Raw genomic sequence first — 26,594 nt, forward strand, 5'->3', positions numbered from 1 at the left:
GGCGCACCGACTGGGCCAACTCGATCGCGGTGAACTAGAGGGGTGACTTAGCGATGGATTTCGGGATGTATCCGCCGGAGGTCAACTCCGCTCGAATGTATACCGGCCCCGGGTCGGCGCCCATGCTCACCGCCGCGCAGGCCTGGGAAGGACTGGCCGCCGAACTGCATTCGGCGGCCAACTCGTATCAGTCGGTCGTGTCGGGGCTGACCACCGGACCGTGGCTGGGGCCCGCGTCCGCATCGATGACGGCGGCCGCCTCGTCCTACATCACCTGGCTTAACGCCACCGCCACCCAGGCCGAGGAAACCGCCGCCAAGGCCAACGCCGCCGCCGCCGCCTACCAGGCGGCGTTCGCCTCGACGGTCCCGCCGCCGATGGTCGCCGCCAACCGCACCCAGTTGACGACGCTGGTGGCGACGAACCTGTTCGGCCGAAACACGCAGGCGATCGCGGCCTCCGAAGCGCAATACGCGCAGATGTGGGCCCAGGACGCCGCGGCGATGTACGGCTACGCAGCTTCGTCGGCAGCCGCAACATCACTGACACCGTTCACTTTTCCACAGCAAAACACCAACCCGGGCGGGTCGACCGGCCAGGCCGCCGCAGCCGCCCAAGCTGCCGGCACCTCGGCCGGCAACGCGCAAAGCACCGTGTCGTCGGCTCAGCAAGCGTTCTCCGCGGTGCCCAGCGCGCTGTCGAGCGCCGCGACGCCGGCCCAGTCGACTTCTCTTTCAGACGTGCTGGGCCTGTTGAGCGATTTCGAAGCAATTTTTCTCGACGCACCATCCAGCCTGGCCGAACTAGGTGCGGACGCGCCATTGACGGTCACGGGTTTTTACCCCGACGTCGCCAGCCTTTTCGTCGGGGAGCACACGGATCAGGTCGTCAGCCAGTACACAGGGACACCGACCTGGCTGGATTTAGGGGCACCCTGGGCCCCACCGGCGCCGACGAACGTGAGCCCACCGGCGCCGACGAACGTAAGCCCGCCGGTGTCGGCGGGCCTGGGCGAGGCCAACACGGTCGGCGCATTGTCCGTGCCGCCGACGTGGAGCCTCGCCACACCGGCGGTACGCCCCGTCGCGTACACGCTGCCGGCCCTGCCGGCCCCCCCTGCGGCCTCTGCCGGGCCGGCCGGGGGGGGCGTTTCGAGCAGCGCGTTGAGCGAGATGGCGCTCGGGGGTATGGCCGGGCGGGCCATGGCCGCGACCGTGGTCACCGGCGGTGCCCGCGGTGGCGGCCAGGGGGCTAAAGGCGCACAGGTGGCGGCTCGCGCCGGAGCCCCGCCGGCCACCGGTGACAGTGCGAAGGTCGGCGGTCAATCCGAAGCGCCGGAGAGTAAACCGCGGGCCGTGGTCACCGGCGTGGCGGCGGAGCTGCGCGACTTCGCCAAGCTCCGCGACGAGGGAATTCTGACCGACGAGGAATACACCGAGCAGAAGAACCGCCTGCTCGGTCGCTGAACCACCCACCGACCTCGGGTGGAAGCGCCGGTTGTCTCAACGAAGGATGCGCAGCGATGGATTTCGGGATTTACCCGCCGGAGATCAACTCCGGTCGGATGTATGCCGGTCCGGGCTCGGGGCCGATGCTGGCCGCTGCGCAGGCCTGGGCGGGGCTGGCCGACGAGCTGTACACCGCAGCCGGCGCATATCAGTCGGTGGTGGCGGAGCTGACAGGTGGGCCGTGGTCGGGTCCGTCGTCGGCGTCGATGACCGCTGCGGCCGTCTCCTACGTCGCGTGGCTGAGCGCCACCGCTGCGCGGGCCGAGCAAACGGCCGCCCAGGCCAGGTCGGCGGCCGCCGCCTACGAGTCGGCGTTCGCGTCGACGGTTCCGCCGCCGGTGATCGCCGCCAACCGCAGCCTGCTGCTGGCATTGGTGGCGACGAACTTCTTCGGGCAGAACACGCCGGCAATCGCGGCCACCGAGGCGCACTACGCCGAGATGTGGGCCCAGGACGCCGCGGCGATGTACTGCTACGCAGGTTCGTCGGCAGCCGCGACAGCGCTCACACCTTTCAGCTCACCACACCAGAGCACCGACCCGGGCGGGACGGCCAGCCAAGCCGACGCGGTCGGTCAAGCCGCCAGCGGGTCTGCCGGCGATGCGCAAAGCATCGTGTCGGGTGCCTCCCAGACATTCTCCGCGGCGCCCAACGCGCTGCAGGGCGCCGCAACATCGGGCCAGTCGACTTCTCTTTCAGACGCGCTGGGCCTGTTGAGCGAACTGGAAGCAATTTTTACCTCCGCACCAGCCGACGTGGCCAGCCTCGGCGCCACACCGTTGTCGATCACGAGTTTTTACCCCGACTTCAGCAGCTTATTCGTTCAGATGCACACGGATGACGTCGTCAGCGAAATGTTCGGGGAAGCGTCCGGGTCGGAGTCAGCGCTGGTGACCCCAATGCCGTCGGCGACAATCGCGAACCCGGGCCCGTCGGTGTCGGCGGGCCTGGGCGAGGCGAACACGGTCGCAGGGTTGTCGGTTCCGTCGAACTGGACGGTGGCCGCGCCCGAGATACGTTCCGTTGCATTGACGTCGCCGCTCACCGGCCCTGCCGCGGCAGCTGCGCCGGCGGTGGAAGCCGGCTCGGCTAATGCGTTCAACCAGATGGGTCTGGCGGGTATGGCCGGCCAAGCCATGGCTGGCCCACCGGCCACCGACGAGGGCCAGGACGGCGGCAAGCCGGTGGCCCACGCCCGGCTGACGGGCCGCGCTCCGGGTGTGGCGAGCGACGATGACGCCGACGTGACGCCCGCGCCGCGCACCGTCGTCACCGGGGTCGCGGCGGCGATCCGCCAGATCGCCAAGCTCCGCGACGAGGGCCGCCTGAGCGAGCAGGAGTACAAGGAGCAGAAGAAGCGCCTGCTCGAGGTCTCACTGGGGCACCGTCCGTTGGGCTGAGCAGCTCTCAGCTCACTGCCCGAGCCGACCGCACCGCCCGCTCGCACACCTGCCGTACCGCGTCGTCGCGTCCGTGACGGCTTTGGCATCCGATGCTGATCCGAACCGCTTTGTCGACCAACACAATCCATTGGATGTCGTGCCCGGGGCGGCGCTCCCGATACGTCACCGCAGGGCGGTCGGCACTAGCGCCGACCGGGTTGAAGTCGACGAACACACCGGTCGGCTCCGCATCGATTGCACGCTTCAGCGACTCGGCGGTGGCGCTTAGGTTTGCGACGGCAACTCGCGATTGCGTCACATGCAGCGCCACCTCCGGATCCGACGGCGATGTGACCTGCACCCGCGCCGAACCCGGCCCGCCAACGACGCGCTGCATCGGCCATTGCGCCGGAACTTCCAGGGCGACGTGCCCTTCCACCAAGAATGTCATCGGCATGCCCTCGCCGGCCGGCGCACGGTGCCCGCCCGGCAAGAGCGCTCCTGATACCGCGACGATCAGCAGCATGGCCAGCAGCACCAGACCGCGGTAACGGCGATAGCCGGGCCGGGCGGCTTCGTCCGAACATGGCCGGCCAGTACTTTCGTCCGCAATAGTCTGTGCGGCAAGCTGTCTCAAGCGGGCATCGTCGACGTGCACCGCGCTGATGCGGTCGCCGGCGCGCAGCCCGTCGGCGATCATCGCTGCCAGCGCACCGGCCCCGGCTACCGTGTCCGGCGCGTCGATCACCACCGCCGCGGCCACGTCCGAAGTCATCTCTCGGACGGATCGCATGACCGCCTGAGCGACGAGCTCCGGCTCCCCGCAGCGGGATTCGGCGACCACCGCGGCGCCGGTGATCACCACGAAGCAGTCGGCGATTTCCACAACCACCGTCGCGTGCTGGGCCTTGAGCGGCGATGCCTGAATCAGCAGCCACGATCGGGGCCGCAGCGCTACCTCGCCGGCGACGGTATCTGCCGCAGCGCCGACGCGAGCAATTCGCGTCGGCGCCCACCACGACGGGTGAACGACAATCGCCCGCTCAGAGCCACCGCAGGCATGCGAACCCAACACGGTCCGCCACAACCAGTCCACACTGACCGGACGGAGGTCAAGCAGGGCTACCGGATCGTCGATGCTGTCGAACGCGGCCCTTACCATCTCCCCGTCGTCGTCGACTGCTGCGCCGCTGCAACATAATTCGCGGATGCTGTTTGGGCCGACCTCGACTACGTGCGTGCTCATGGCGGGGGACTCCAGGCGAGCTGCACGATCTGCGCTCCGGCGTCGCGGGTGATCAGCGTGCCGCGGCCAGGCGGCATCGGCGACTGGCGGACAGAGCCAATCATCAGGCCGTCGTCCGGGCTTCCGCTCATCAGCAACGTCATACAGCCGGCATCACGCAATCCCGCGAGTAGTGGCTCGAACATGGCGCGGGCGGCCCCGCCGCTGCGGCGTGCCACCACCAGATGCAAACCCAGGTCCTTGGCGTGCGGCAAAGATTCCAGCAGCGGCGAAAGCGGATTGCTGTTGGCGGTGGCTACCAGGTCGTAATCGTCGATGACGACATAGATCTCGGGTCCTGACCACCAGGACCTGCTGCGCAACTGCACCGGGGTAGCGTCCGGCGGCGGCATTCTGTCGCGCAGCCGGCCATCCAGGCGCGGTAACACCGCGTCGACGGCGTCCGCCGAGGCAAGGTATCCGCCAAGATACTCCGGCTCGACGACGCCGAGCAGCGAGCGACGGAAATCGACGATGAACAGCTGCGATTGTGCGGCGGTCGTGGTCCGCAGGAGCTCACGGCAAACGGTGCGTAACGCAGCGGTCTTGCCGCATTCGGCGTCCCCAAGAATCAGCAGATGCGGCTGCTGGGCGAAATCGACGGCTAGCGGACGCAGTTCACTGTCCTCGAGGCCGATCAGCACATCGGAGCCCGCGACGGTCTGCTGCACCATGCGCTGGTATTCGACGCGCGCAGGCAATAGGGCTATCGGCGGCGCGGTCCATCCGCCATGACGGCGGTGCAACATCTGTCCTTTCTGCCGACCGGGCAACGCGATCGCCATATGCAGCCCGTCGCCGGAAAGGCCCCGGCCCGGCTTGCCTTCAGGGACCAGCTGGGCCCGTCGACGGTCCAGTTCGGAATCCGCTGGATCGCCCAGCCGCAACTCGATTCGGGTTCCGATCTGATCCTTGAGTGCGGGGCGAATCTCAGCCCATCGCGACGCGGACAACACCACATGGACTCCGAATGAGAGTCCTTGAGCGGCAAGGCTGCTGATCGAGGCCTCGATCGCTTCGAATTCACGGCACAGGCTTGCCCATCCGTCAACGATCAAGAAGACATCGCCGAAGCGGTCGCATCTCGGGTCTTGTCTGGCTTTCAGCAGCCGATACTGGGCCATCGAACCGATCCCGTGGTCGCGAAAGGCGGCCTCACGGGACCGGATGATCGCGTCAAGCCGGGTGATCATCCGCCGCGCTAACTGCGAGTCCGCTCGGCCGGCGACCGAGCCGACGTGCGGCCAGTCGGCCAACGATGCCAATGCCCCACCGCCGAAGTCCAGGCAGTAAAACTGCACCAATCGCGGATCGTGGGTGACGCCCAGCGCGGTGATCAGCGCGCGCAAGGTGGTCGACTTGCCGGATTGGGGCGCGCCGACCACAGCGACATTGCCGGCGGCCCCGGACAAGTCGACCACCAGCGGGGCGCGCCGCTGCTCGAACGGGCGGTCAACGAGGCCGATGGAAACGGTCAACGCGGGCCTGGGTTCGCCGGTTGACTCGCCGTCGCGCAGCACGGTGTCCAGGGCCGGGCTCGTCTCCAGCGGCGGCAGCCACACCTCGTGCGCACACGGGCCGTGTCCGGAGAGGCGATCGACAACGGTCTGCAAAACGGTGCGCTGCTCGTCGCCGTCGGATTTGCGGGTGCGTGCGATCGGCCCGATCGGTTTTGCAGTGAAAACCCGCACCGGCTGCGACGGCTCGTCACACCCCTCCCCGGTGCACTGAGTGTCCGCATGGCACGGGCCGGAAACATACGCGGCCTGGAAGCGGATCAACTCGTCCGTGCCGACCCGCAGATATGCCGCACCCGGTGTGCTGGGCAATTCGTAGCCGTCGTTGGTTCCCAGCGCAATGCGTGACTCGTTGGCGGACAACGTCTTCAGGCATACGCGATAGGACAGATGTGCCTCCAAGCCGCGAAGTCTGCCTTCGTCGAGACGTTGGCTGGCCAGCAGCAGATGCATACCCAGCGATCGGCCGAGTCGGCCTATCGCGACAAAAACGTCAGCGAAATCCGGGTGCTGGCTGAGCAGTTCGGAGAACTCGTCGACGATGATGAACAGCACTGGCAGCGGCGCTAATTGGGCTCCCGCTTGCCGCGCGCGATTGTAGGCGCCAACCCCGTCGAGGCTACCGGCCGCGCGCAAGACTTCCTGGCGGCGGTTCATCTCGCCGGTGAGCGCATCACGCATCCTTGCGACCAGTGCGGCCTTGTCGGACAGGTTCGTGATGACGGCGGCGACATGCGGCGCCGGCTCCAGGCCGGCGAAGGTCGCGCCGCCCTTGAAGTCAATGAGGGCCAGGTTGAGCGCTTCTGGGCAGTGACGGACCATCATCCCGAGTGCGACCGTGCGCAACAGCTCAGACTTACCCGACCCGGTCGCCCCGATGCACAGCCCGTGCGGACCCATGCCCTTCTCGGCGGCCTCCTTGATGTCGAGCTCTAGCGGGGCGCCCGTGGCCGTCGTGCCGATCGGAACACGGAGCCGGTCGCGGGGACGTGTGTTGTTCCAGCAGTCAGTCGCGGTGTAGGACGCAAGGTCGCCGATCCCGAGCAGATCCTGCCAGCCTGACGCATCCGGCCGGCCGGCTCGGTAGCCCGCAAGCCTTCGCCCACACGTCAACGCAGCGGTGTATGTCATGTGGTCCGGGCGTGCGGAGGCTTCGTCACCGCCGGGCTGTCCGATCACCAGCTCGCTGCCGCTCACGCGCAGCCGCAGCTGCCCAGCTGTGGCGCCGTCGTCGCCCGTGGCGCCGTTGCGCAACCTCACGCCGACGACGTCTCCGTCGTCGACGACGATGACCAACTGAGGCGTCGGCAGGTCGGCGAGTGCCAGAATGGCCGCGGCCAGCGACGGATACACCATCCGGGCAGAGCCGAGGCTGTCGCCGGCGCACGGATGTTGATTGTGCGGCAACCACTTCAACCAATCCCAGTGGCCTCGATTGCTGTCACTGACCACGGCGGCAACCAACACCAGGGTCGGGCTGTGGAACACGGCCAGTTGGCAGATCATCGCGCGTAACAGCGCACGCGCGTGCCTGGCTTCACCGTCAACCGTCACCGCCTTCAGTTCCCGTAGGTCGATCGCGATCGGCGCATCCGGGACGCTCGAGTGCGTTTGCAGGAATCGCCGCAAGGCGCTCGCCGTTACCGGATCCGGCCGGTCGGTCGGCCCGGCCTGGGGAGGCACCAAACGGGTGGCAAGACACTGCGTTCCGATACCAATTCGGATGTGACAGAAGTCTGAATCCGATGATCGCCGTTCCCACATCCGCCGACCGCCTATTAAGGTCCACAACAGGTCGGGATCCGGATGGCACCACATCAGCGACGAATGCTGTGCCGCAACGGTTTCGGCGACAGCAGCACGCAAGTCAGACAGATAGCCCAGATATTCGGCGCGGTCGGCGTTGATCTCGCCGCGCCGCCGACCCGCGCCGGACGCCACCGTCACCGCCGCCGACAACAGCATCATGAGCGGAAACGTCATGAACACGGGACTGCGCGCCCCGGCTGAGCGGGAAAGAAAAAAGACCGCCATCATCGCGGAAGTCGCGATGGCCGTGACGATCGGCAGAAAACGGGCCACCATGTTCGTCCGCGTAGGTCGCGTCACGGGCGGTGGTGGCGCAACAAGGATGTCGGCCGACTCCACCACCGGCAGAGCCAGCCGTGCCGGCGGCGTGACTTCCACCGTCGCCGAACTGTCGCAGTGCCCCATGCGATTGGCACCCTAGGTAGGACCGCAATCGGCTGCAAGTCAGCTGTGGATCATCGGATACGCGGCCTGGCGACGTCGGTTAGCGTCCCGATTGGCGAAGGGAGGTCGTGGTGGACCAAGCAGTGCGACGGGTGGTTGTCTACGCCGACTCCCGCTACGTCGACTTGGTGCTGTCGGCCGCCTTGCCGATCGCGTCGCTGATACCACCGATCGTGGACATTGTGGCAGCCGAGTGTGGCGGTGAGCTGGTTGCTGCTCGATATCAGCTTTCACTTGCGGGAAACGGCGCGCTCGACCCGTCAAAGACGTTGGCCGAATCCGAAATCCGGGACGGCACAGTATTGATGCTGACCAGATCGTCGACCGTTCCAACGCCGCCACGTTTCGACGACCTAGCAGAGGCGGTATCGATTTCTCTCGCTTCGACGGCGCGGCGTTGGACTAGTCGATCGGCTCGGCTGGTCGGTGCGCTGGCGGCCAGTTGCATGGCCGCCAGCGGCGCGGCGGTCTTGGTCGGAACAGCTCTTGGCGCCAACGACATCCGTCGGGCCGGCTGTGCCGGTGTCGCGGCGGCGGCCGGCTTCATCGCGCTGCTGGCGGCGCTCGCCACCCACCGGGTGTTCGGCGACGGGTCGGTCGGACTGACGTTGGGTCTGGCGGCTGCCGGATTCGCCGGCCTCGCCGGCTTGCTGGCAGTTCCCGCTGGATTGGGGGCGCCGAATGCGTTGCTCGCTGCGGCTGCCGCTGCGACATCGGCGACCGTCATGCGGGTGATAGGTTGCCACGCAACCGTATTCACGGCATTGGCATGCTTCGCGACGGCCGAAGCAGCTGCGGCGGTGGTGGGTGCGGTCACCGCAGTGCCGCTAACGGCGATCGGTGCGGCGTCCGCGGCGATATCGCTGGTCTTGGTCGAAGTGTCCGCACCGCTGTCGATCATGCTGGCGGGCCTGTCCTCAGAAGTCTCGCCGGAGTCCGACGGTGTTCCAGAGGGATTGAACGCCAAGTCGATCCGCGCCGACACCTGGCTGACCAGCCTGGTCGTCGCATTCTCCGCTGCGGGCGCACTGGGAGCTATCGGCGCCGCAGTCGGATCGGTATTCGCCGACGGTCCACCCTGGCGTGGGATTGCGTTCGCCACGGTAACCGGCGGTGTGCTGCTGTTGCGAGCGCGTTCCCACCCTGACCTGGCGCGATCCGTGCCGCTGCTCGCGGCTGGAATCGCCACGCTCGGCGCAACTCTCGTCATCGCCGCCGTCGCCTACCCGCTCCAGACGCCCTACATAGCTGCGTTGGCGACGACGCTGGCGGCGGCCGCGCTATGCCTGGGTTTCATCGCCCACACGATGCGGCTCTCCCCCGTCGGGCGACGAGCTGTCGAGCTGTCGGAGTATCTCGCCTTGGCCGCTATCGTGCCGCTTGCGTGCTGGATCTGCGGGTTTTACAGTGCCGCGCGTGGCATGAACCTGCTATGACCACCGCACAGTGCAAAGCGCTGCGGTGTGTGACGGTCGTGATGATCGCCGCGCTGCCGCAATACGGAATGCCTGCAGCGTACGCGGTCTCGCCGCCACCAATCGACAGCAGCCGGCTACCCGAGCCGGCGCCGGCGAGGCCGCCGCAGCCCACCGTGCAGCGGTCGATGTGCGCAGTGCCGTCGATGGCTGGCGCTGCGAACCGGGCCGACGCCCCCAGCCAACTGTCCGGGCTTGATCTGGCCGCGGTGTGGAGACTCACTCGTGGTGCTGGCCAACGGGTCGCGGTCATCGACACCGGGGTTTCGCCGCACTCGCGGCTGCCCGACACGGCGGCCGGCGGTGACTACGTCTTTACCGGCGACGGCACCCAGGATTGCGACGGCCACGGCACCGCGGTGGCCGGGATCATCGCCGCCGCACCGGATTCCCACCATCATGATGGGTTCAGCGGCGTCGCGCCGGAGGTCAGTTTGATCAGCATCCGGCAGTCCAGCGCGAAGTTCGGCGCGGTCGCGGATCCGTCCAACACCGGATCCGGCGATGTCGACACCATGGCAGCAGCTGTCCGGACCGCGGCGGATCTCGGCGCTTCGGTGATCAATATCTCCGCGGTTGCCTGCATCCGCACCGGGTCGGTGCTCGACGACCGCGCCCTCGGCGCCGCACTGTCCTACGCGGTTGACATCAAGAACGCCGTCGTCGTGGTCGCGGCCGGCAACACCGGCGCGGGGCAGTGTCCGGCTCAGCGACCCGAGGCAACGTGGGACAACGTGACGGTTGCGGTCAGCCCCGCGTGGTACGACGACTACGTGCTGACCGTGGGTTCGGTGAACGCGCGCGGCGAACCATCGTCGTTCACGCTTGCCGGACCGTGGGTGGATGTCGCTGCTCCCGGCGAGGCGGTGATATCGCTGAGCTCGTCGGGCGACGGCTTGATGAATACCCTTGGCGGGCCTGATGGAACGGCCCGGCTGTCGGGCACCAGCTACGCGGCTCCAGTGGTCAGCGGGTTGGCGGCGCTGATCCGATCCCGGTTCCCGAGATTGACGGCGCGTCAGGTGATGCAACGCATCGAAGCCACCGCGCACCATCCTCCCGGCGGGCGGGATCCACTGGTGGGCGCGGGCGTTGTCGACTTGCTCGCCGCGGTCAGCACCGACCCGCCGGTGAACCCATCGCCTTCGCCGCCGCACACACCGGTGCCGATTGCAGCACCGCCGCGTCCCGCGCCGGCGAACCATGGCGCGCGGGACACGGCGTTACGCGGCGCGGCGATCTGCGGCGGCGTGCTGGCAGCAGTGGTGCTCGCCGGCACACTGATGGCCCGACTACGACGCGACTGAGGCGTTCGCCCTGCTCAGCTCCGGCCCCGCAGGAAGTTTCGCCAATAACGGCCACGGTGCCGGGATGGCCGTATCGGGCAGGCCGAGGTCGTGTGCGGCATCGTCGTCGTGGATGGCGAATCGCACACCGGTGTCGGTGATCAGGTATCGGGTGCCGGCTTGCGGGTTGCTTCCCGACAGACCGGTCGCCCGTACATAGGCACAGTGCCCCGGCGAAAGGTAAACGGCGTCGAGCGCCGGGCCGTTTCCATCGGCCTGCGATAACTTCACCGGCTCCTGGCCCGCCGGGATCGGTGGACCGCCGGCCGACATCGCGACATCGCCATGCCGCCAACCGACGCACAGCGTTGTGGAGTCGGTCAACGGCGTCGGCGCCCGGTCGGGAAACGTGGCCACCGGCAAGTCGGTCACCGTCGGCGCCGAGCGGATGAAATCGGGCGCGACGGCGATGACGGTGCGGGCGCCCCGCGAGTCGGTGAATCGCAACAAATCGGCGACCACCCGGCCGATGCGCTGGATCCCGTGGCCGACTACGACGTAATACTCGTCGCGGTCGGCGCGGGCCACCCGGAGCACGCTGCCGACCGTAAACCCCGGCAGTGCCGAGGATCCGCGAGTGCCGACATCCGCAATCCGGGGCGTCGTGATCGGCGGCGCCTCCGAGACGGCGTTCAGCAGCGTCGATGACACCGCCAACGGCACCCGACCGTCCAGCCCGAGTGCCCTCACCACCGCAGGTTCATTGAGATTCACCACGGCCCGGCGGCCGTCGTACAGCAGATAGGTGGACCCGCCTGATACCGGCTTGACCAGGACGGATTGTTCGCCCGCCAAGGGCTGCGAGCGCGGTCCCTCGGCCGAACCGATGACGATGGTCGTGCTCGGTGAGCCGCCGCCGCTGTCACAGACCGTCCACCGCAGTTCGTCCTCGCCAAGTGGAATCCCCAGAAATTGGGGGGCGCCGGGGATGCCCAGCGGCAGTCCTCTTTTGCTATGGCTCAGGTCCGACTCGGGCACCGGCTGCGGGTCGGCATTCGTTCTGGTAATCAGCCTCGCCGAGGCCAGGTTCAGCACCGGATGCAGGGTTTCGCCGATGCGAACGTACAGCGCCCCAGATTGTTTGCCCATGACAATCGAGGCGTTCGGCAAACCCGGTTGCGGGCCCACCGCGGCCAGCAGCGCGCATCCGGCCACCATGACGATCGCCAGCACTGCGCCGGCCATCAGCGACTGCAGCGACGCGCGAATCGGTTCGTTAACGTCGCGGACATCCCTGCCCAGCAGCGCGCATTCGATACGGCGCAGCAGAAATCGATACCCGCTGACCTGCAGTCGCGTGACCCCCGGGTGCATCGGCTTCACGATATTTAGTGGTCACATCTCGCGTCGCCGTCGATCCACAGGGCCGCGGCGCCGAGGGCGCCAGGCGTTCGACAATTTTTGCCATCACTAGCGTTCGTCCCGTGGGCACCATGAACGTCTCACCACCCGACTCACTCAAGGCGTTCGTGGAACAGCAGGTTGCCCAGCGCGGATATTCGAGCACGCCATCGACTACTACCTCGAAAACGCAACGGGGCGACCCGTCCTGTACGTCGAGCGCACCGACCATATCGAGATACTGCGCGATATTGCGCGTCCTGCACAGGGCCGTGACATTCCGGAACTGCTGCGCAATCTCGATCAGGACTAGCAGCCGGAACTACGTGAGCATGACGAAGCGGCGCGGCCCAGCAGCCGGCGACAAGAAGCTGCGCACCGCGGCCGTGGGGCCGCCGAGGTGATCGTTTGCCCAGTTCTCACCTAAAATCGTCTGGTGCCCATTTACCACGTCAGCCGTTGGGTGTCCCGGCGCCCCGCCGCGGTGCTGGCCGCCGGTGTCCTGCTGGTCGTCCCCAGTGCCGTTTCGCGCACCATCCCGTCGGCCCGCGCGGACAACTGCCCGGACGTCGCGGTGACCTTCGCCCGCGGCACCGACGAGCCGGCCGGGCTGGGCCACGTCGGGCAGGCCCTGGTCAACACGCTGCGCCGGAACACCGGCAAGAACATCGACGCCTACGCGGTCAACTACAAGGCAAGCCTGCTGCAGTTGCACGGCGGCGACGGCGCCAACGACGCCATCAAGCACATCAAAGACGTGGCCGACAAGTGCCCCAGCACCCCGCAGGTGCTCGGCGGCTACTCGCAGGGCGCGTCGGTGATCGACATCGTCAGCGGTGTCCCGGTCGGCGGCATCATCTGGGGCAGCGCGCTGCCGGCCCAGTACGCCAACAACGTCATCGCGGTGACCACCTTCGGCAACCCGGCCGACCGCAGCGGCGGACCGATCTCGGCACAGAGCGCGATGTTCGGCGCCAAGGCCATCGACTTCTGCAACCCCGTGGACCCGATCTGTCACGCCGGCCCCGGCAACCAGTGGACCGGCCACACCGAGGGCTACGTACCCATCTACACCAGCCAGGCGGCGAGCTTCATACAGACCAGGCTGCTGGCGGTGCTGCCCCCCACCGCGCCCGCACCACCGCTGGGCGTTCCCCCGGCCTCCGTACCTGGCGCCGGACCCGGGCCTGGACCCGGCCTCGATGGCCACCCCCCGGCGAACGTCGTGGTCGACCAGCCCACGGTGTTTCGCTGACAGACATTCCCCCTGCTAATCGCCAATCGGCGCACTACTATCAGCCCCATGAAGCCGCATCCGATCCCGGGCTCCTTAGCCAGGTTCGCGGTCGCCGGATTGCTCGCCACGGCGTTGATGCTTGTGCCGGCGACGCTGATTCCGGCGGCTCCAGTCTCTCGGGCCTCCTGTCCTGACGTCGAGGTGGTGTTCGCCCGCGGACGACTGGAGTCGCCGGGCGCCGGTGTCCTCGGCAACTCCTTTGTCAGCGCGTTGCGCTCTCGGGTCCATCGCACCGTCAACCTCTACGCGGTGCGCTACCCCGCCGACACCGAGATCGACGTCGGCGCCAACGACATGAGCGCCCACGTCCAGAACACGGTCAACAGCTGCCCTGACACCCACGTGGTATTGGGCGGCTACTCGCTGGGCGCGGCGGTCACCGACGTGGTGATGGCCGCCCCCGGCCCGATATTCGGCTTCACCAATCCATTGCCACCGAGCGCCGAGCCGCACATCGCGGCGGTCGCGCTGTTCGGCAACGGAAGCCAGTGGGTCGGGCCGATCACGAACTTCAACCCGGCCTACAACGACCGGACGATCGAGGAGTGCCACGGCGCCGACCCGATATGCAATCCGGCCGATCCACACACCTGGTCCGACAACTGGCCGCAACACTCGCCGAACTCATATATCGAGGCCGGCATGGTCAGTCAGGCCGCCGACTTTGTTGCCGGCAAGCTCACCTAGCCAATGCACGTACTGTCAACCGAGCCCAAGGGTGCTGTTCTACAACTACCCGGCTGATGTCACCATCACCGACGGCTCCAACCCCGCGTTTGCCGGTAAGACCGTCGACCTGTGCGCGGCCGGCGACCCGATCTGCAGTCAGGGGATTCGCTCTTTGCGTTGGGCGGCGCATCTGCAGAACTCATATATCAGCTCAGGGCTGGTGGATCAGGCCGCAAGTTTCGTTGCCGGCAAGCTGTAGCCGAGGCATCAGTCGCGCGTGCGCAGGTCGCGGGTGATCAACGTCCGCGCCTGCAGTTCGTTCTCGGGCGGGTAACTCACGCCGATCATCGTCAAACCCCGCGCCGGCGCGGCGGCGAAGTCACTGGACCGGCGCGTTGCGGTAAGCAACCCGCTGCACCAGGCGGCGGTGCGCCGGTGTTCGCCGACGGCCAGCAGGGCACCGACCAGCGACCGCACCATCGACCAGCAGAAGGCGTCGGCGGTGACGCATACGGTGATCAGATGACCATCGCGGGTCCAGTCCAGCCGCTGCAGATCGCGAATCGTGGTGGCAGCCTCGCGGTGACGGCAAAATGCAGCAAAATCATGTAGCCCCAACATGTTACGCGACGCTTCCGTCATCGCGTCCGCGTCGAGCAGGCGCGGCCATGCGGTGATGTAGCGGGCCTGATGCGGCTCCGCCCCGTAGGGGGCGGTCGAGAGGCGATAGACGTAGTGGCGGCGCAGTGCCGAGAATCGGGCGTCGAAACCCGCTGGCGCGCGGATGATTCGGCGGATCCGAACGTCGGCGGGCAGCAACCGGCCCAGACGCCGGACCAGCGGCAGGAATTCCGGTTCGGTTGGTCGGGGCGAGCGAGGATAGGCGTTGGGCAGCGCATCCGCCGAGACGTCGACATGGGCGACCTGACCGGTCGCATGGACGCCGGTGTCGGTGCGCCCGGCCGCCCGCAACGGCGCCGGCGTCCGGAACACCGTCGAAAGCGCCTCCTCCAGAACGCCCGCGACCGTGCGCTGACCAGGCTGCGGGGCCCAGCCAGCGAAATCCGTGCCGTCGTAAGCGATATCGAGCCGAAGTCGAACGTGCCCACCATCGGCGTCGATGGCGGGCACGTCATTCAACGGCGAATCGCTAGGACTTGTCAGCGTCGGCGGCCTCGGCTTCCGGCTCAACGGCTTCCGGCTCAGGCATCGTGGTCTCGGCCTCGTGGTCGTGGGCCTCTTGCGCCTCGCCACCGACTGCCGCCTCCGGCTCGACTGCGGCCTGCGGCGCCGCCGCGGCCGCTTCCGGTGCAGCCTCGCGCGCAGCGGCCTTCGAAGCGCCTACCCGGCGCGCACGTTCGGCTTCCGAGGTGACCGTCTTCTCCCGCACCAACTCGATGACCGCCATCGGGGCGTTATCGCCCTTGCGTGCTTCGACCTTGATGATGCGGGTGTAGCCGCCGTCGCGGTCGGCGAAGAACGGCCCGATCTCGGCGAACAGGCTATGCACTATGTCCTTGTCGGGGATTTTCTTGAGCACCTCACGCCGGTTGTGCAGCGTGCCCTTCTTGGCGTGGGTGATCAGCTTCTCGGCGTAGGGCCGCAGTGCCCGAGCCTTGGGCTCGGTGGTCGTGATTCGGCCGTGCTCAAAGAGCGCCGTGGCCAGGTTGGCCAGAATCGCCCTCTGGTGCGAAGACGATCCGCCGATGCGACGACCCTTGGTGGGCTTGGGCATTGCTGACGCTCCTGTCTAGATGTGCTGAGTACTGTTGTCCGGCTCCTCAGCGGGCCGCCCACGGCCCGCATCGTCACCGGACGCGGCTTTAGAGCTGTTCGGTTTCGGCGTAGTCCTGGTCGTCGTAGGCGCCCTCGCCGGACCACGTGCCGGTGGCGACGTCGTAGCCGGCGATCTGCGACGGGTCGAAGCTGGCCGGGCTGTCCTTCAGCGACAAACCCAGCTGGTGCAGCTTGACCTTCACCTCGTCGATGGACTTCTGCCCGAAGTTGCGGATGTCGAGCAGGTCGGACTCGGTGCGCGACACCAGCTCGCCGACGGTGTGCACACCCTCGCGCTTGAGGCAGTTGTACGAACGCACGGTCAGATCCAGGTCGTCGATCGGCAGCGCGAACGACGCGATGTGATCGGCCTCGGCCGGCGACGGCCCGATCTCGATGCCCTCGGCCTCGACGTTGAGTTCGCGTGCCAGACCGAACAATTCGACCAGGGTCTTACCCGCCGACGCCAACGCGTCACGCGGACCGATCGAGCTCTTGGTTTCGACGTCGAGGATCAACTTGTCGAAGTCGGTGCGCTGCTCGACACGGGTGGCGTCCACCTTGTAGGTCACCTTGAGCACCGGCGAGTAAATGGAATCGACGGGGATACGGCCGATTTCGGCGCCCGACGCCTTGTTCTGCACGGCCGGGACGTAGCCGCGGCCACGCTCCACGACCAGCTCGATCTCGAGCTTGCCTTTGTCGTTCAGCGTCGCGATGCGCATCTCGGGGTTGTGCACGATGACACCGGCCGGCGGCACGATGTCACCAGCGGTGACCTCGCCCGGGCCCTGCTTGCGCAGATACATCGTCACCGGCTCGTCTTCTTCCGAGGACACCACCAGGCTCTTGAGGTTCAAGATGATGTCGGTGACGTCTTCCTTGACGCCGGGCACGGTGGTGAACTCGTGCAGCACGCCGTCGATGCGGATGCTGGTGACGGCCGAGCCGGGGATCGACGACAGCAGCGTGCGGCGCAGCGAGTTACCAAGCGTGTAGCCGAATCCCGGCTCCAGCGGCTCGATGACGAACTGCGAACGGTTGTCGTTGATGACCTCTTCGGACAGAGTCGGTCGCTGTGAGATCAGCATGGTGTTTCTTCTTCTCCTTCTCGGCACCCGCTATTTGATGCCGTCAAGACCTGCACCGGCGGTGCAGGAGACCTACTTCGAGTAGTACTCGACGATCAGCTGCTCGGTGAGCGGCACCTCGATCTGTGCCCGCTCGGGCAGTTGGTGGATCAGGATGCGTTGCCGCTCGCCGACCACCTGAAGCCAGCTCGGAATCGGACGGTCGCCGCCGGTCTCACGCGCGATCTGGAACGGCACGGTGTTCACCGAATTGTCCCGCACATCGATGATGTCGTACTGCGACACCCGGTAGCTGGGGACATCGACGTGCACGCCGTTGACCGCGAAGTGGCCGTGGCTGACCAGCTGGCGGGCCATCCGGCGGGTGCGCGCCAGCCCGGCGCGGTAGACGACGTTGTCCAGCCGGCTTTCCAGGATCTGCAGAAGCTCGTCACCGGTCTTGCCGGGACGGCCTGCGGCCTCTGCGTAGTAGCGTCGGAACTGCTTTTCCATGACGCCGTAGGTGAAGCGGGCCTTCTGCTTCTCCTGCAGCTGCAGGAGATACTCGCTCTCCTTGATCCGCGCGCGGCCGTGCTGGCCAGGCGGGTAAGGGCGCTTCTCGAACGCCTGGTCGCCGCCGACGAGGTCGGTGCGCAGCCGACGCGATTTGCGGGTCATCGGTCCGGTGTAACGAGCCATTGTCTGTCCTTCTCCTCGACCTGGCTAGACTCTGCGCCGCTTGGGCGGCCGGCAGCCGTTGTGCGGCTGGGGGGTGACATCAGAGATCGCGCCGACCTCCAGACCGGCGGCCTGCAACGACCGGATCGCGGTCTCGCGGCCCGACCCCGGGCCCTTCACGAACACGTCGACTTTGCGGACGCCGTGCTCCTGCGCTTTGCGGGCGGCGTTCTCGGCGGCCAGCTGGGCGGCGAACGGTGTCGACTTGCGTGAACCTTTGAAGCCGACGTGGCCCGACGATGCCCAGGCGATGACGTTGCCCTGCAGGTCGGTGATCGTCACGATTGTGTTGTTGAAGGTGCTCTTGATGTGGGCGGCGCCGTGCGGGACGTTTTTCTTTTCCCGCCGCCGGGTCTTCTGACCCTTCTTGGGGGTGGCGGCGGCCTTCTTGGCTGGTGGCATGACTTACCTGGCCTTCTTCTTGCCGGCGATCGTGCGCTTCGGGCCCTTACGGGTGCGCGCGTTGGTCTTGGTGCGCTGGCCGCGCACCGGTAGGCCGCGGCGGTGCCGTAAGCCCTGGTAGCAGCCGATCTCAATTTTGCGGCGAATGTCGGCCTGCACCTCACGGCGCAGGTCACCTTCGACCTTCAGATTGGCTTCGATGTAGTCGCGCAGGTGCGTCACCTGATCGTCGCTGAGATCCTTGGTGCGCAGGTCTTTGTCGATCCCGGTGGCGGCCAAAATTTCGTTCGACCGGGTACGGCCAACGCCGTAAATGTAGGTCAACGCGACCTCCATGCGCTTATCGCGCGGCAGGTCCACGCCCACAACTCGAGCCATGGGTGGCATTCCTTCTCGTTCGCGGAGGTCTGATCCCAGTCCGTTCCCGGCTGACTGCTCCGGGGTCCGGCCTCCGTTCCGGACGTCGATGAGCTGGCCCATCTGAAAAGATTCCAGCCGCTCACTGGTGCTGGGAGGTCTGCATTCAGTTGTCGGTGTCTAAGGCGCTCCGATTAGCCCTGGCGCTGTTTGTGGCGCGGATCAGAGCAGAGCACCATGACGCGTCCATGCCGACGGACTATCCTGCACTTGTCGCAGATCGGCTTGACGCTCGGGTTCACCTTCACGGCTGTTTCGATCCTGTTCTTCTCTGTTCGATGGCTTTGTCGCTCGGACTTTTACTTGTAGCGGTACACAATGCGGCCCCGGGACAAGTCGTAGGGAGATAACTCCACCACCACTCGGTCCTCGGGCAAGATGCGGATATAGTGCTGCCGCATCTTGCCGCTGATGTGGGCAAGCACCTTGTGGCCGTTCTCCAGCTCAATGCGGAACATCGCATTTGGCAGCGGCTCGACCACGCGGCCCTCGACCTCTATGGCGCCGTCCTTCTTGGCCATAACTTTTCTTCGAATCCTCGTCTTTGGTTTCGTTGCTGCTTCTACGCCCGGTTCGGCGCAGCGTCGGCTGGCTTTGCGACGTGAGCCGGTGACAGGAAATTCCTAAGACTGGGCACGCAAAAAAACCAGCGCTATGAGGCACTGTCGACCCACGATACCCGCTCATTCCCACTGGCCAAAATCGCTGTGGGCGGAATCGGAACCAGCCGACCCCGCCACGCGGGCGGGCCCCGAGAGGCGCATGCTCAACGCCGAAGCTAGCGCCGCCGGTCCCGACGCCCGGGGCCGCAAACCGGTGATCCTGACCATCGACGACGATCCCGGCGAGTGGCTACAGGACCACGGCATCGACGGCGGCTGAGACATCGCGCCGACGTTGGTCGAAGGCGGCATCGACACCGACTGGCTGGAGCGGATTGCCGCCTTGGTCGGTTCGGATCGTTTGGCCGCGGCTTGACCCCGCAGCAGGCCAAAGAAATCGAGGCCCTGGGCTTTGGCGCGGTCTGGGTAGGCGGTTCGCCACCGGCCGAGTTGGAATGGGTTTGGAATGGGTGGAGCCCATCCTCGAAGCGACCAGCACGCTGCAGGTGGCCACCCGCATCGTCAACATCTGGTCGGCGCCGGCCAAGCCGGTCGCCGAGTCGTTCCACCGGATCGACGAGGCTTACCCCGGCCAGTTCCTGCTGGGTATCGGCGTCGGGCATCGCGAGCGATCAGCGAATACCGCAAGCCCTACGACGCGCTGGTCGCCTACCTCGACCGCCTCGACGACTACGGCGTGCCCGCCGAGCGCAGAGTGGTTGCCGCGCTGGGCCCGCGGGTACTTCTACTTTCGGCGCAGCGCAGCGCCGGAGCGCATCCCTACCTGACCGCGCCGGGGCACACCGCGCAGGCCCGGGAGCTGACCGCTTGACGACAGGAGGGACTTAGATGACCGACGCAGTATCGCTGAAACCCGACCTGGGCCGGTTCGGCGTATGGCTGGCCTACCGCTCGCTGGCCCCCGAGCTGGCCGCCCAAATCGAATCCCTCGGTTATGGCGCCGCCTGGGTCGGCGGATCGCCGGACGCGGAGTTGGAGTGGGTGGATCCGGCTCTGGCGCAGACTAATTCGCTGCAGCTGGCCACCGGAATCGTCAACATCTGGTCGGCGCCGGCACCGGTGGTCGCCAAATCCTATGAGCGCATCGAAAACGCCCATCCGGGAAGGTTTCTGCTGGGCATCGGGGTGGGCCACCGCGAGCACACTTCAGAGTATGTAAAGCCCTACGACGCACTGGTCGCTTACCTCGACCAGCTCGACGGCGCGATGGTGCCGACCAGTCGTCGAGTGCTGGCGGCGCTGGGTCCCAAGGTGCTGAAACTGGCCGCCGAGCGTAGCGCGGGCGCGCACCCGTATCTGACCACGCCGCAGCACACCGCCAAGGCGCGCGAAAAGATGGGCAACTCGGTGTTTCTGGCGCCGGAGCACAAGGTGGTGCTGAGCACCGACGCCGACGAGGCCCGCCGGATTGGCCGCGAGACCGTCGACCATTACCTGGGGCTGAGCAACTATGTGAATAACTGGCTGCGGCTGGGTTTCAGCGAAGACGACGTGCGCAAGCCCGGTAGCGACCGGCTGATCGACGCGGTGGTCGCCTACGGCACACCGGAGGCGATCGCCGCGCGCCTCAACGAGCACCTGCAGGCCGGCGCCGACCACGTCGCGATCCAGGTGCTTGGCGGCTGGACACCGGAGACACTGCTGCCCGCACTGAGCGAGCTGGCCGGGCCGTTGAGGCTGACGCCCACCGGCTGACCGGAGCTCTCCGCTAAGGTGCCCTCATGCGGCTGCTGGTGACCGGCGGCGCTGGTTTCATCGGCGCCAACTTTGTGCACACCACTGTGCGCGAGCACCCGGAGGACACGGTGACGGTGCTCGACGCGGTGACTTATGCCGGCAGCCGCGAATCGCTGGCCCCCGTCGAAAACAACATCCGGCTGGTTCAGGGCGACATCAACGACGCCGAGCTGGTTTCCTGCCTTGTCGCCGAGGCTGACGCGGTGGTGCATTTCGCCGCCGAAACCCACGTCGACAACGCGTTGGCCGATCCGGCCCCGTTTTTGCAGGCCAACGTGATCGGGACGTTCACCATTCTGGAGGCGGTACGGCGGCACGGGGTGCGGCTGCATCACGTCTCCACCGACGAGGTGTACGGCGATCTTGCGCTCGACGATCCGCAGCGATTCACCGAATCCACGCCCTACAACCCGTCGAGTCCGTACTCGTCGACCAAGGCCGCCTCCGACATGCTGGTGCGAGCCTGGGTGCGCTCCTACGACGTGTGTGCGACGATTTCGAACTGCTCCAACAACTATGGGCCGTATCAGCACGTGGAGAAGTTCATTCCCCGCCAGATCACCAACGTGCTGACCGGGCGGCGGCCGAAGCTGTACGGCAAAGGCGCCAACGTCAGAGACTGGGTCCACGTCGAGGACCACAACGATGCGGTCCGGCGAATCCTTACCAGCGGCCAAGCCGGCCGAACCTACTTGATCGGCGCCGAGGGCGAGCGCGACAACCTATCGGTGTTACAGACGCTGCTGCAGCTGATGGGCCAGGATCCCGACGACTTCGACTACGTCGTCGACCGCGCCGGCCACGACCTGCGCTACGCCATCGACCCCACGTCGCTGTGCGACGAACTAGGCTGGGCGCCAAAGCATACCGACTTCACCGAGGGTCTTCGCGCCACCATCGACTGGTACCGGGACAACGAGCCGTGGTGGGGTCCGTTGAAAGCTGCCGTCGAGACCCGTTACCAGCAGTGGGGTCGCTGACATGCGGGCCCGTGAACTCGACATCGCCGGCGCGTGGGAAATCACCCCACAAGTGCATTCCGATTCGCGGGGAATGTTCTTCGAGTGGCTCACCGACCGGGGCTTCACCGGGTTCGCCGGTCATCGGCTGGACGTGCGGCAGGCCAACTGTTCGGTCTCGGCGGCCGGTGTGCTGCGCGGTCTGCATTTTGCTCAGCTGCCACCGAGCCAGGCCAAGTACGTGACCTGTCTTTCCGGGTCGGCGTTCGACGTCGTCGTCGACATCCGGGTTGGTTCACCGACTTTCGGGCAGTGGGACTCAGTTCTGCTCGACGACCGTGACCACAGGTCGGTGTACCTGTCCGAGGGTCTTGCGCACGGATTCCTCGCGCTACAGGATAACTCGACGGTGATGTATTTGTGCTCCGCGGAATACAGCCCGCAACGCGAACACACCATTGCCCCCACCGACGCGGCGCTGGCGATCGACTGGCCGAGCGGACACGAACTACTGTTGTCCGACCGGGACGCCGCAGCGCCCAGCCTCGACGAGGTGCGCGCCGCCGGCCTGTTGCCGAGTTGGGAGGCTACCCGCGCCTTCGTCGGTGGGCTGCGGGCAACGCTTTAAGGCTTAGCTCGACTCGTGCTAACCAGCAAAACCGGATCCGGCTGCCGTGCGGATTCCAGGTCAGCTCCCCACGAATTGCTAGGCGGCGCGGGCTATCGCCAGTTCTTCGTTGGTCGGCACCACCGCAACCGCGGTCTTCGAGTCGTCGGTGGAGATCACCCGCGCGCCGCGGACGCTGGAACGGTTTCGCTCCCGGTCGACGACAATGCCGTAACCGGTCGGGCCGGACAACGAATCTTCACGCACGTTGGCCGCATTCTCGCCGACGCCGGCGGTGAAGGCGAGTTTCGCCGACGGTGACCCGGCATCCGTCTGGGCGCACAACTCCCGAAAGTCGTTGACGCCGCACAGCCCCTTGAGCCCGGAGCCGCGGTTGAGCAGCCAGTCGATCTGCTCCACGTCCGTCCCCACTCGCCGATTCAGGTGCAACAGCACCCCCGGGTCGATGCCGCCGCCGCGGGTACCCATCACCAGACCTTCCAATGGGGCCCCATCGAGGTCTCGACCGCCACACCGCCACGTACCGCCGAAGCCGAGGCCCCGTTGCCGAGGTGCAACACGCTCGTGTTCGACTCGCTCAACTCGCGGCGCAGGAGCCTGCCCGCTTCGCCGGACACGTACTGGTGCGAGGTGCCGTGAAAGCCGCGGCGGCGGACGTCGAACGCGTCGGCGACAGCCTGATCGATGGCGTACGTCGCCGCGGCATCGAGCAGGGCAGAAAAGTGTCGGCTCGCGAAACAGCTCGCCGCCGTGCACCACCCGGTGACCGACCGCCCTGATCCTGGCGCGCCGAGGTCCGGGCCGCACTCCTTGAACATCTGACCCACCAGCTGCATCCCCTGCGCGTGGTCGGCGATGGGGCCGCGATGCTCGAACCGCCGGTCGCCGAAATCGTGTACCACGCGCCCGTCCGGCTCGCCGATCTGCTCCGCCAAACCGGAGGCCACGGCCGTGCCGGCCACCGGGTCCACGAGCTGAAACCTGATCGACGACGATCCCGAGTTGAGCACCAAGACAAGCCCGCTCATCGTTCGCCTCCTTCGGTTGGCGGTGTCTGCAATTGTGAGCCTGCCTGGGCCTGGATCGCGGTGATCGCCACCTGTCGACGATGTCATCCACCAGCGCACCCCGAGACAGATCGTTGATCGGTTTGCCCAGGCCCTGCAGCACCGGACCCACCGCGACCGCCCCGGCGCTGCGCTGCACCGCCGGAGCCGACGCCGTGGCTGCCGCGTGCCGGGGCGCTGGCGATCGACATCCTGCGCCCGGCGCCGCGGTTCTCGCGACGACGATGCTGGCGGCGCTGTAGGTGCCGCTGCGCGGCCGGTGGTGGTGGGTGTGCGTCTCACTTGGCGCTGTCGCGATGCTGTGGACGGCGTTCAACCGGCTGCTGCCGGTTGTCTGCGGGCAAAGCCTCGGGCGGGCCGTTTTCGGCATCGCGGTCATGCACCGAAGCGCCCACGCCGTCGGGCCGTGGCGGCTTTTGCCGCGCACCTGGCGCACCTGCTGGACACCGCCCCGGCGATCGTTGGCTGGCTTTGGCCGTTATGGGACTCCCACCGGCGGACCTTCGCTCACATCCTGCTGCGCACCGAGGCACGCCTCCTGCCGACCCGGCGACCGGATAGCAACCCGCGTCGCGCCGCCGCGGCGGTGATGCTGGCCGCCGCGTTGCTGTGCGCGGCCGGCGCCGCGATCACCGATGCCGTTGTGCGCCGACATGACCGGGCGGTCAGGGATGCCAGTGCAGCGATCGCGGCGCTCGGCCCGCACATGGTCGCGCAGATGCTCAGCTACCGTCCGGAGACCATCCAGGCCGACTTCGACCACGCGTTGTCACTGGCCAGCGACAAAAATCGCGGCGAACTGTCCACCCTGCAGCAGGCAGCGCGGAAGGCGGGCCCGGTGCGCAACGAGTACTGGGCGACCGACAGTTCGGTGCTCAGCGTCACGCCTGACCGTGCCACGATGCTGGTGTTCTTGCGGGGTGAGCGCGGCGCGCCGCCCGACCAGCGTCACCTGGCCGCTTCTGTGAGGGTGAACTTCGTCAAGTCGGGCGGGGCGGGATGGCGTGTCGACGACCTCGCCGTCGTCACCGAACCGCAGACGGCTGGGGACAAACCGTGAGCCCTCGACGCAAACTCGGACCCGGCGAACAGCCGTGGTTCTCGGCGGCGCCGCAGCGGTCACGGCGTCGGGGACTGCCACTCGTGGCGACGCTCACCGCGGCCATCGCTGCGGCGGCGATGACATTATGCGCACGGGAGCTGGAATCGCATGAAACGCAGAGGCTTTCGACTATCACAGACGCCGCGGCGCTGAGCTATGTGCGGGCGTTCATGACGGAATTCACAACACCGGACCCTTTCCGCGCTCACGATTACACAGAGCGCATAGTTGCGCAGGCGACGGGCGATTTCGCCCAGCAGTACCGCCAAAACCAGAACGCGATCCTCGTCCAAGTGGCGGGGGCCGAACCGGCCAAGGGCACCGTCCCCGAGGCCGGCGTCTCCCGACAAAACGACGACGGTAGCGTCGACGTGCTGGCGGCGACGAAGGTCACGTCGAAATCCCCGGACGGCACATTGCAGCTCGAACGAACAAACCGGTGGACGACAACGGCCAAGCAGGAAGGAGACCTGTGGAAAATCAGCGAATTGAGCCCGATGACCTGACCGACACGAACCCCGACCACGACTCCCCCGCTGACGCCGCGACCGACGCCACCGGAACCGACGCGGCGCGAGAGACCGTCGCTGACAGGCGACCCAGAGGACGGCGCGAAGCCTGGTTGGTCGGCGCCGTCGCCACCGAAACAGAGGTCGCGCGCACCGCGGCGGCGGCGATCAGCACGTTGTGGACCTACACGCCCGACACGATCGACACCCTGCCCGACCGCGCCAGTAAATACCTCTGCGGCGACTTCGATGCGCTATACCGCAAATTCCTGCAAGCCGCCATCATGCCCAACAAACAAGCTCAAGTGACCGATAAAACAAATGTCGTCGGGGTGGCTGTGGAATCGCTGAAGGGCAGCGACGCGGACACCTTGGTCCTGACCAACACCACCGCGACCAGCCCGCTGACCAAGAACATCCCGTCGATGAAGGATGAAGTACGTGGCTTACCGTCTGACGATGAATCGACAGGACTCGCGATGGCTGGTGAACAAAATGGCGACCATCAGCTTTTTGGATTTGAGGCAGCGCCGAGCTACCCAAGCTGGTCCACTGCCTGGGCACCGCCATGTTCATGACGCCCGCGCAAGTCGACCACATGCTGCAGACGGATTATCCGAAGATCAACCAGGTGATCGTCAACCTACCGGAACTGACGGCAGGCTGGGACGATATTCCGGGCACCGTGAACCTGCTGCCCACGCGCGGCGGCGGGGTGGCCTTTCTTGCTCCCCTGCTGCTGGTGTTGGGGATCGTGGTGATCGCCTTCGGCACCACGATGGTCGTGGTGACTTGGCGCGGCGTGCCGGAGAACCCGCTGAAATTCGCCTGGATGGTCGTTCCGGTGGTGGTGTCGCGGTGGTTGGACTGGTGCTCGGGCTGAACCTGTTCCCCCGCCTCATCGGCGGGCAGCGGCTGCTCAACGACACCCGCCCAGTGTTCGCGTTGGATCGGGTCCAGGGCGATCGCGCCGGCATCGGCTTGATCTCGGTCGTCGTCGATGCCCTCGGCCCGGCGATATTGCCCGACGGCGGCGTGACTGAGGAGCACCCCAAGCTGCTTGACCACGTGGCCAGCGTGGTCCGAATCCCCATCCAAGACGTCCGGAATCTGGTAATGCTGGATTTCCCCCACGCGGCCGAACTGCTGGACGGGGTGCCGTTCTCGGCTTCCACCGCCGGGGCGTCGAAGCTGGTCGACTATTTGGCCTCGGCCACGCACGTGACGTCGGCCGAGATGTGGCAGACCGTGCAGGCAGATTTCCCGAAGGTTTATCAGGTGGTCACCAACCTGCGGAAAGTCACCGACGGCTGGGCCGATGTGCCCGGCACCGCTAAGCTGACCCGGTTCAACGGTTCACCGGCCAGATCCGTGCCGCAAATCAGGGATTACTTTCGCGACGAATCGCCGAGCCAGCCCTCGGCGGCAGCTGATGCGCCGGTCCCCGCCGATGTCGGCTGACCAAGATAGCGGGATCCCCCTGCGCTCTGACA

The 26,594-nt window shown here is 66.8% G+C and carries 25 protein-coding genes and 4 pseudogenes; 16 read left to right on the top strand and 13 right to left on the bottom strand.

All coding sequences use genetic code 11. The annotated features are described in order from the left end of the window. Window positions 1–53: 53 nt before the first annotated feature. Both M5I08_RS20945 and M5I08_RS20950 read left to right on the top strand, forming a co-directional pair. Complete coding sequence (locus M5I08_RS20945) at window positions 54–1,466, top strand: PPE family protein, SVP subgroup (RefSeq protein ID WP_219067896.1); 1,413 nt, start codon at window positions 54–56, stop codon at window positions 1,464–1,466. A 56-nt stretch (window positions 1,467–1,522) separates the two neighbouring features. Further along, window positions 1,523–2,908 (top strand): PPE family protein, SVP subgroup, encoded by a 1,386-nt coding sequence (locus M5I08_RS20950; RefSeq protein WP_219067895.1) that lies wholly within the window; start codon window positions 1,523–1,525, stop codon window positions 2,906–2,908. Window positions 2,909–2,915: 7 nt separating this feature from the next. Here the strand turns inward: M5I08_RS20950 and M5I08_RS20955 are convergent, their stop codons facing one another. Together M5I08_RS20955 and eccCa are read right to left on the bottom strand one after the other, a co-directional pair. Continuing rightward, on the bottom strand, window positions 2,916–4,136 hold the full coding sequence (locus M5I08_RS20955) for a type VII secretion-associated protein (protein WP_219067894.1): 1,221 nt from the start codon (window positions 4,134–4,136) through the stop codon (window positions 2,916–2,918). Further along, the gene (gene eccCa, locus M5I08_RS20960) at window positions 4,133–7,906 is read right to left on the bottom strand and encodes a type VII secretion protein EccCa (RefSeq protein WP_219067893.1); all 3,774 of its coding nucleotides are present in this window, start codon (window positions 7,904–7,906) and stop codon (window positions 4,133–4,135) included. The genes M5I08_RS20955 and eccCa overlap by 4 nt, the downstream gene beginning before the upstream one ends. Window positions 7,907–8,016: 110 nt before the next feature. Here eccCa and eccD point away from each other — a divergent pair, with 110 nt between their 5' ends. Continuing rightward, window positions 8,017–9,381: a type VII secretion integral membrane protein EccD gene (gene eccD / locus M5I08_RS20965; RefSeq protein WP_219067892.1), complete on the top strand. Its 1,365-nt coding sequence runs from the start codon at window positions 8,017–8,019 to the stop codon at window positions 9,379–9,381. Then, the gene (gene mycP / locus M5I08_RS20970) at window positions 9,378–10,727 is read left to right on the top strand and encodes a type VII secretion-associated serine protease mycosin (RefSeq protein WP_219067891.1); all 1,350 of its coding nucleotides are present in this window, start codon (window positions 9,378–9,380) and stop codon (window positions 10,725–10,727) included. Before eccD ends, mycP begins: the two co-directional genes overlap by 4 nt. Here mycP and eccB read toward each other — a convergent pair. Continuing rightward, on the bottom strand, window positions 10,713–12,080 hold the full coding sequence (gene eccB, locus M5I08_RS20975; RefSeq protein WP_219067890.1) for a type VII secretion protein EccB: 1,368 nt from the start codon (window positions 12,078–12,080) through the stop codon (window positions 10,713–10,715). The two genes, mycP and eccB, sit on opposite strands and share 15 nt — an antisense overlap. 463 nt (window positions 12,081–12,543) lie before the next feature. On the opposite strand from eccB, the gene M5I08_RS20980 reads away from it, so the two are divergent. Genes M5I08_RS20980 through M5I08_RS20990 form a run of 3 tightly spaced genes read left to right on the top strand, consistent with a single transcriptional unit; the run spans window position 12,544 to window position 14,332 of the window. Next, on the top strand, window positions 12,544–13,362 hold the full coding sequence (locus tag M5I08_RS20980) for a cutinase family protein (RefSeq protein WP_370328519.1): 819 nt from the start codon (window positions 12,544–12,546) through the stop codon (window positions 13,360–13,362). Between the two features lie 48 nt (window positions 13,363–13,410). After that, a complete protein-coding gene (locus tag M5I08_RS20985) occupies window positions 13,411–14,091 on the top strand; it encodes a cutinase family protein (protein WP_219067889.1) in 681 nt (226 codons plus the stop codon). Window positions 14,092–14,122: 31 nt separating this feature from the next. Beyond that, window positions 14,123–14,332 carry a cutinase family protein gene (locus M5I08_RS20990; protein ID WP_249762940.1) on the top strand — a complete coding sequence of 70 codons (210 nt, stop codon included), beginning with the start codon at window positions 14,123–14,125 and terminating at the stop codon, window positions 14,330–14,332. An 8-nt stretch (window positions 14,333–14,340) separates the two neighbouring features. Here the strand turns inward: M5I08_RS20990 and truA are convergent, their stop codons facing one another. The 8 genes from truA to infA form a co-directional block, all read right to left on the bottom strand. Continuing rightward, the gene (gene truA, locus M5I08_RS20995; protein WP_370328520.1) at window positions 14,341–15,264 is read right to left on the bottom strand and encodes a tRNA pseudouridine(38-40) synthase TruA; all 924 of its coding nucleotides are present in this window, start codon (window positions 15,262–15,264) and stop codon (window positions 14,341–14,343) included. Next, the gene (gene rplQ / locus M5I08_RS21000) at window positions 15,224–15,808 is read right to left on the bottom strand and encodes a 50S ribosomal protein L17 (RefSeq protein ID WP_219067887.1); all 585 of its coding nucleotides are present in this window, start codon (window positions 15,806–15,808) and stop codon (window positions 15,224–15,226) included. The genes truA and rplQ overlap by 41 nt, the downstream gene beginning before the upstream one ends. A gap of 88 nt (window positions 15,809–15,896) precedes the next feature. Then, the gene (locus M5I08_RS21005; RefSeq protein ID WP_219067886.1) at window positions 15,897–16,940 is read right to left on the bottom strand and encodes a DNA-directed RNA polymerase subunit alpha; all 1,044 of its coding nucleotides are present in this window, start codon (window positions 16,938–16,940) and stop codon (window positions 15,897–15,899) included. Between the two features lie 72 nt (window positions 16,941–17,012). Then, the gene (gene rpsD, locus M5I08_RS21010; protein ID WP_219067885.1) at window positions 17,013–17,618 is read right to left on the bottom strand and encodes a 30S ribosomal protein S4; all 606 of its coding nucleotides are present in this window, start codon (window positions 17,616–17,618) and stop codon (window positions 17,013–17,015) included. Window positions 17,619–17,642: 24 nt separating this feature from the next. Continuing rightward, the gene (gene rpsK, locus M5I08_RS21015) at window positions 17,643–18,059 is read right to left on the bottom strand and encodes a 30S ribosomal protein S11 (RefSeq protein WP_219067884.1); all 417 of its coding nucleotides are present in this window, start codon (window positions 18,057–18,059) and stop codon (window positions 17,643–17,645) included. A 3-nt stretch (window positions 18,060–18,062) separates the two neighbouring features. Then, window positions 18,063–18,437, bottom strand: a complete 375-nt coding sequence (gene rpsM / locus M5I08_RS21020; RefSeq protein WP_219067883.1) for a 30S ribosomal protein S13 — start codon at window positions 18,435–18,437, stop codon at window positions 18,063–18,065. A 173-nt stretch (window positions 18,438–18,610) separates the two neighbouring features. Continuing rightward, window positions 18,611–18,724 carry a 50S ribosomal protein L36 gene (gene rpmJ / locus M5I08_RS21025; RefSeq protein ID WP_219067882.1) on the bottom strand — a complete coding sequence of 38 codons (114 nt, stop codon included), beginning with the start codon at window positions 18,722–18,724 and terminating at the stop codon, window positions 18,611–18,613. Between the two features lie 51 nt (window positions 18,725–18,775). Then, entirely contained in the window at window positions 18,776–18,997 is a 222-nt protein-coding gene (infA, locus tag M5I08_RS21030) for a translation initiation factor IF-1 (protein ID WP_003418601.1), read from the bottom strand. Window positions 18,998–19,399: 402 nt separating this feature from the next. Between infA and M5I08_RS21035 the strand changes: the two are divergent. From M5I08_RS21035 to rfbC, 4 genes and pseudogenes are all read left to right on the top strand, one after another. Continuing rightward, window positions 19,400–19,901: pseudogene (locus tag M5I08_RS21035) on the top strand (LLM class flavin-dependent oxidoreductase); the annotation flags it as partial. Window positions 19,902–19,927: 26 nt separating this feature from the next. Further along, window positions 19,928–20,794, top strand: coding sequence for an LLM class F420-dependent oxidoreductase (locus M5I08_RS21040; protein ID WP_219067881.1), 867 nt, complete (start codon window positions 19,928–19,930; stop codon window positions 20,792–20,794). A gap of 26 nt (window positions 20,795–20,820) precedes the next feature. Then, a complete protein-coding gene (gene rfbB, locus M5I08_RS21045) occupies window positions 20,821–21,816 on the top strand; it encodes a dTDP-glucose 4,6-dehydratase (RefSeq protein WP_219067880.1) in 996 nt (331 codons plus the stop codon). A gap of 1 nt (window position 21,817) precedes the next feature. Next, complete coding sequence (gene rfbC, locus M5I08_RS21050; protein ID WP_219067879.1) at window positions 21,818–22,423, top strand: dTDP-4-dehydrorhamnose 3,5-epimerase; 606 nt, start codon at window positions 21,818–21,820, stop codon at window positions 22,421–22,423. A 78-nt stretch (window positions 22,424–22,501) separates the two neighbouring features. On the opposite strand, the pseudogene M5I08_RS21055 reads toward rfbC, so the two are convergent. After that, window positions 22,502–23,451, bottom strand: a pseudogene (locus tag M5I08_RS21055) (acetate kinase). Beyond that, a pseudogene (locus M5I08_RS27075) lies at window positions 23,448–23,632 on the bottom strand (phosphate acyltransferase); the annotation flags it as partial. The pseudogenes M5I08_RS21055 and M5I08_RS27075, both read right to left, overlap by 4 nt. Window positions 23,633–23,649: 17 nt before the next feature. Here M5I08_RS27075 and M5I08_RS21060 point away from each other — a divergent pair. The 5 genes and pseudogenes from M5I08_RS21060 (at window position 23,650) to M5I08_RS21080 (ending at window position 26,562) form a co-directional block, all read left to right on the top strand. Continuing rightward, a pseudogene (locus M5I08_RS21060) lies at window positions 23,650–24,550 on the top strand (RDD family protein). Continuing rightward, window positions 24,547–25,098 (top strand): mammalian cell entry protein, encoded by a 552-nt coding sequence (locus tag M5I08_RS21065; RefSeq protein WP_219067877.1) that lies wholly within the window; start codon window positions 24,547–24,549, stop codon window positions 25,096–25,098. Before M5I08_RS21060 ends, M5I08_RS21065 begins: the two are co-directional and overlap by 4 nt. Before the next feature lie 116 nt (window positions 25,099–25,214). After that, window positions 25,215–25,679 carry a hypothetical protein gene (locus M5I08_RS21070; RefSeq protein ID WP_219067876.1) on the top strand — a complete coding sequence of 155 codons (465 nt, stop codon included), beginning with the start codon at window positions 25,215–25,217 and terminating at the stop codon, window positions 25,677–25,679. Further along, the gene (locus M5I08_RS21075) at window positions 25,676–25,984 is read left to right on the top strand and encodes a hypothetical protein (RefSeq protein ID WP_249763462.1); all 309 of its coding nucleotides are present in this window, start codon (window positions 25,676–25,678) and stop codon (window positions 25,982–25,984) included. The genes M5I08_RS21070 and M5I08_RS21075 overlap by 4 nt, the downstream gene beginning before the upstream one ends. After that, on the top strand, window positions 25,960–26,562 hold the full coding sequence (locus tag M5I08_RS21080; protein ID WP_219067874.1) for a hypothetical protein: 603 nt from the start codon (window positions 25,960–25,962) through the stop codon (window positions 26,560–26,562). Before M5I08_RS21075 ends, M5I08_RS21080 begins: the two co-directional genes overlap by 25 nt. Window positions 26,563–26,594 lie beyond the last annotated feature (32 nt).

The organism is Candidatus Mycobacterium methanotrophicum (assembly GCF_023515995.1).
Lineage (GTDB): Bacteria > Actinomycetota > Actinomycetes > Mycobacteriales > Mycobacteriaceae > Mycobacterium > Mycobacterium methanotrophicum.

Bases quoted from the DNA above. Each gene is read 5' to 3' on its own strand.
- M5I08_RS20945 (WP_219067896.1), top strand. From the start codon at position 54: ATGGATTTCGGGATGTATCCGCCGGAGGTCAACTCCGCTCGAATGTAT.
- M5I08_RS20950 (WP_219067895.1), top strand. From the start codon at position 1,523: ATGGATTTCGGGATTTACCCGCCGGAGATCAACTCCGGTCGGATGTAT.
- M5I08_RS20955 (WP_219067894.1), bottom strand. From the start codon at position 4,136: ATGAGCACGCACGTAGTCGAGGTCGGCCCAAACAGCATCCGCGAATTA.
- eccCa (WP_219067893.1), bottom strand. From the start codon at position 7,906: ATGGGGCACTGCGACAGTTCGGCGACGGTGGAAGTCACGCCGCCGGCA.
- mycP (WP_219067891.1), top strand. From the start codon at position 9,378: ATGACCACCGCACAGTGCAAAGCGCTGCGGTGTGTGACGGTCGTGATG.
- eccB (WP_219067890.1), bottom strand. From the start codon at position 12,080: ATGCACCCGGGGGTCACGCGACTGCAGGTCAGCGGGTATCGATTTCTG.
- M5I08_RS20985 (WP_219067889.1), top strand. From the start codon at position 13,411: ATGAAGCCGCATCCGATCCCGGGCTCCTTAGCCAGGTTCGCGGTCGCC.
- rplQ (WP_219067887.1), bottom strand. From the start codon at position 15,808: ATGCCCAAGCCCACCAAGGGTCGTCGCATCGGCGGATCGTCTTCGCAC.
- M5I08_RS21005 (WP_219067886.1), bottom strand. From the start codon at position 16,940: ATGCTGATCTCACAGCGACCGACTCTGTCCGAAGAGGTCATCAACGAC.
- rpsD (WP_219067885.1), bottom strand. From the start codon at position 17,618: ATGGCTCGTTACACCGGACCGATGACCCGCAAATCGCGTCGGCTGCGC.
- rpsK (WP_219067884.1), bottom strand. From the start codon at position 18,059: ATGCCACCAGCCAAGAAGGCCGCCGCCACCCCCAAGAAGGGTCAGAAG.
- rpsM (WP_219067883.1), bottom strand. From the start codon at position 18,437: ATGGCTCGAGTTGTGGGCGTGGACCTGCCGCGCGATAAGCGCATGGAG.
- infA (WP_003418601.1), bottom strand. From the start codon at position 18,997: ATGGCCAAGAAGGACGGCGCCATAGAGGTCGAGGGCCGCGTGGTCGAG.
- M5I08_RS21040 (WP_219067881.1), top strand. From the start codon at position 19,928: ATGACCGACGCAGTATCGCTGAAACCCGACCTGGGCCGGTTCGGCGTA.
- rfbB (WP_219067880.1), top strand. From the start codon at position 20,821: ATGCGGCTGCTGGTGACCGGCGGCGCTGGTTTCATCGGCGCCAACTTT.
- rfbC (WP_219067879.1), top strand. From the start codon at position 21,818: ATGCGGGCCCGTGAACTCGACATCGCCGGCGCGTGGGAAATCACCCCA.
- M5I08_RS21075 (WP_249763462.1), top strand. From the start codon at position 25,676: ATGACGCCCGCGCAAGTCGACCACATGCTGCAGACGGATTATCCGAAG.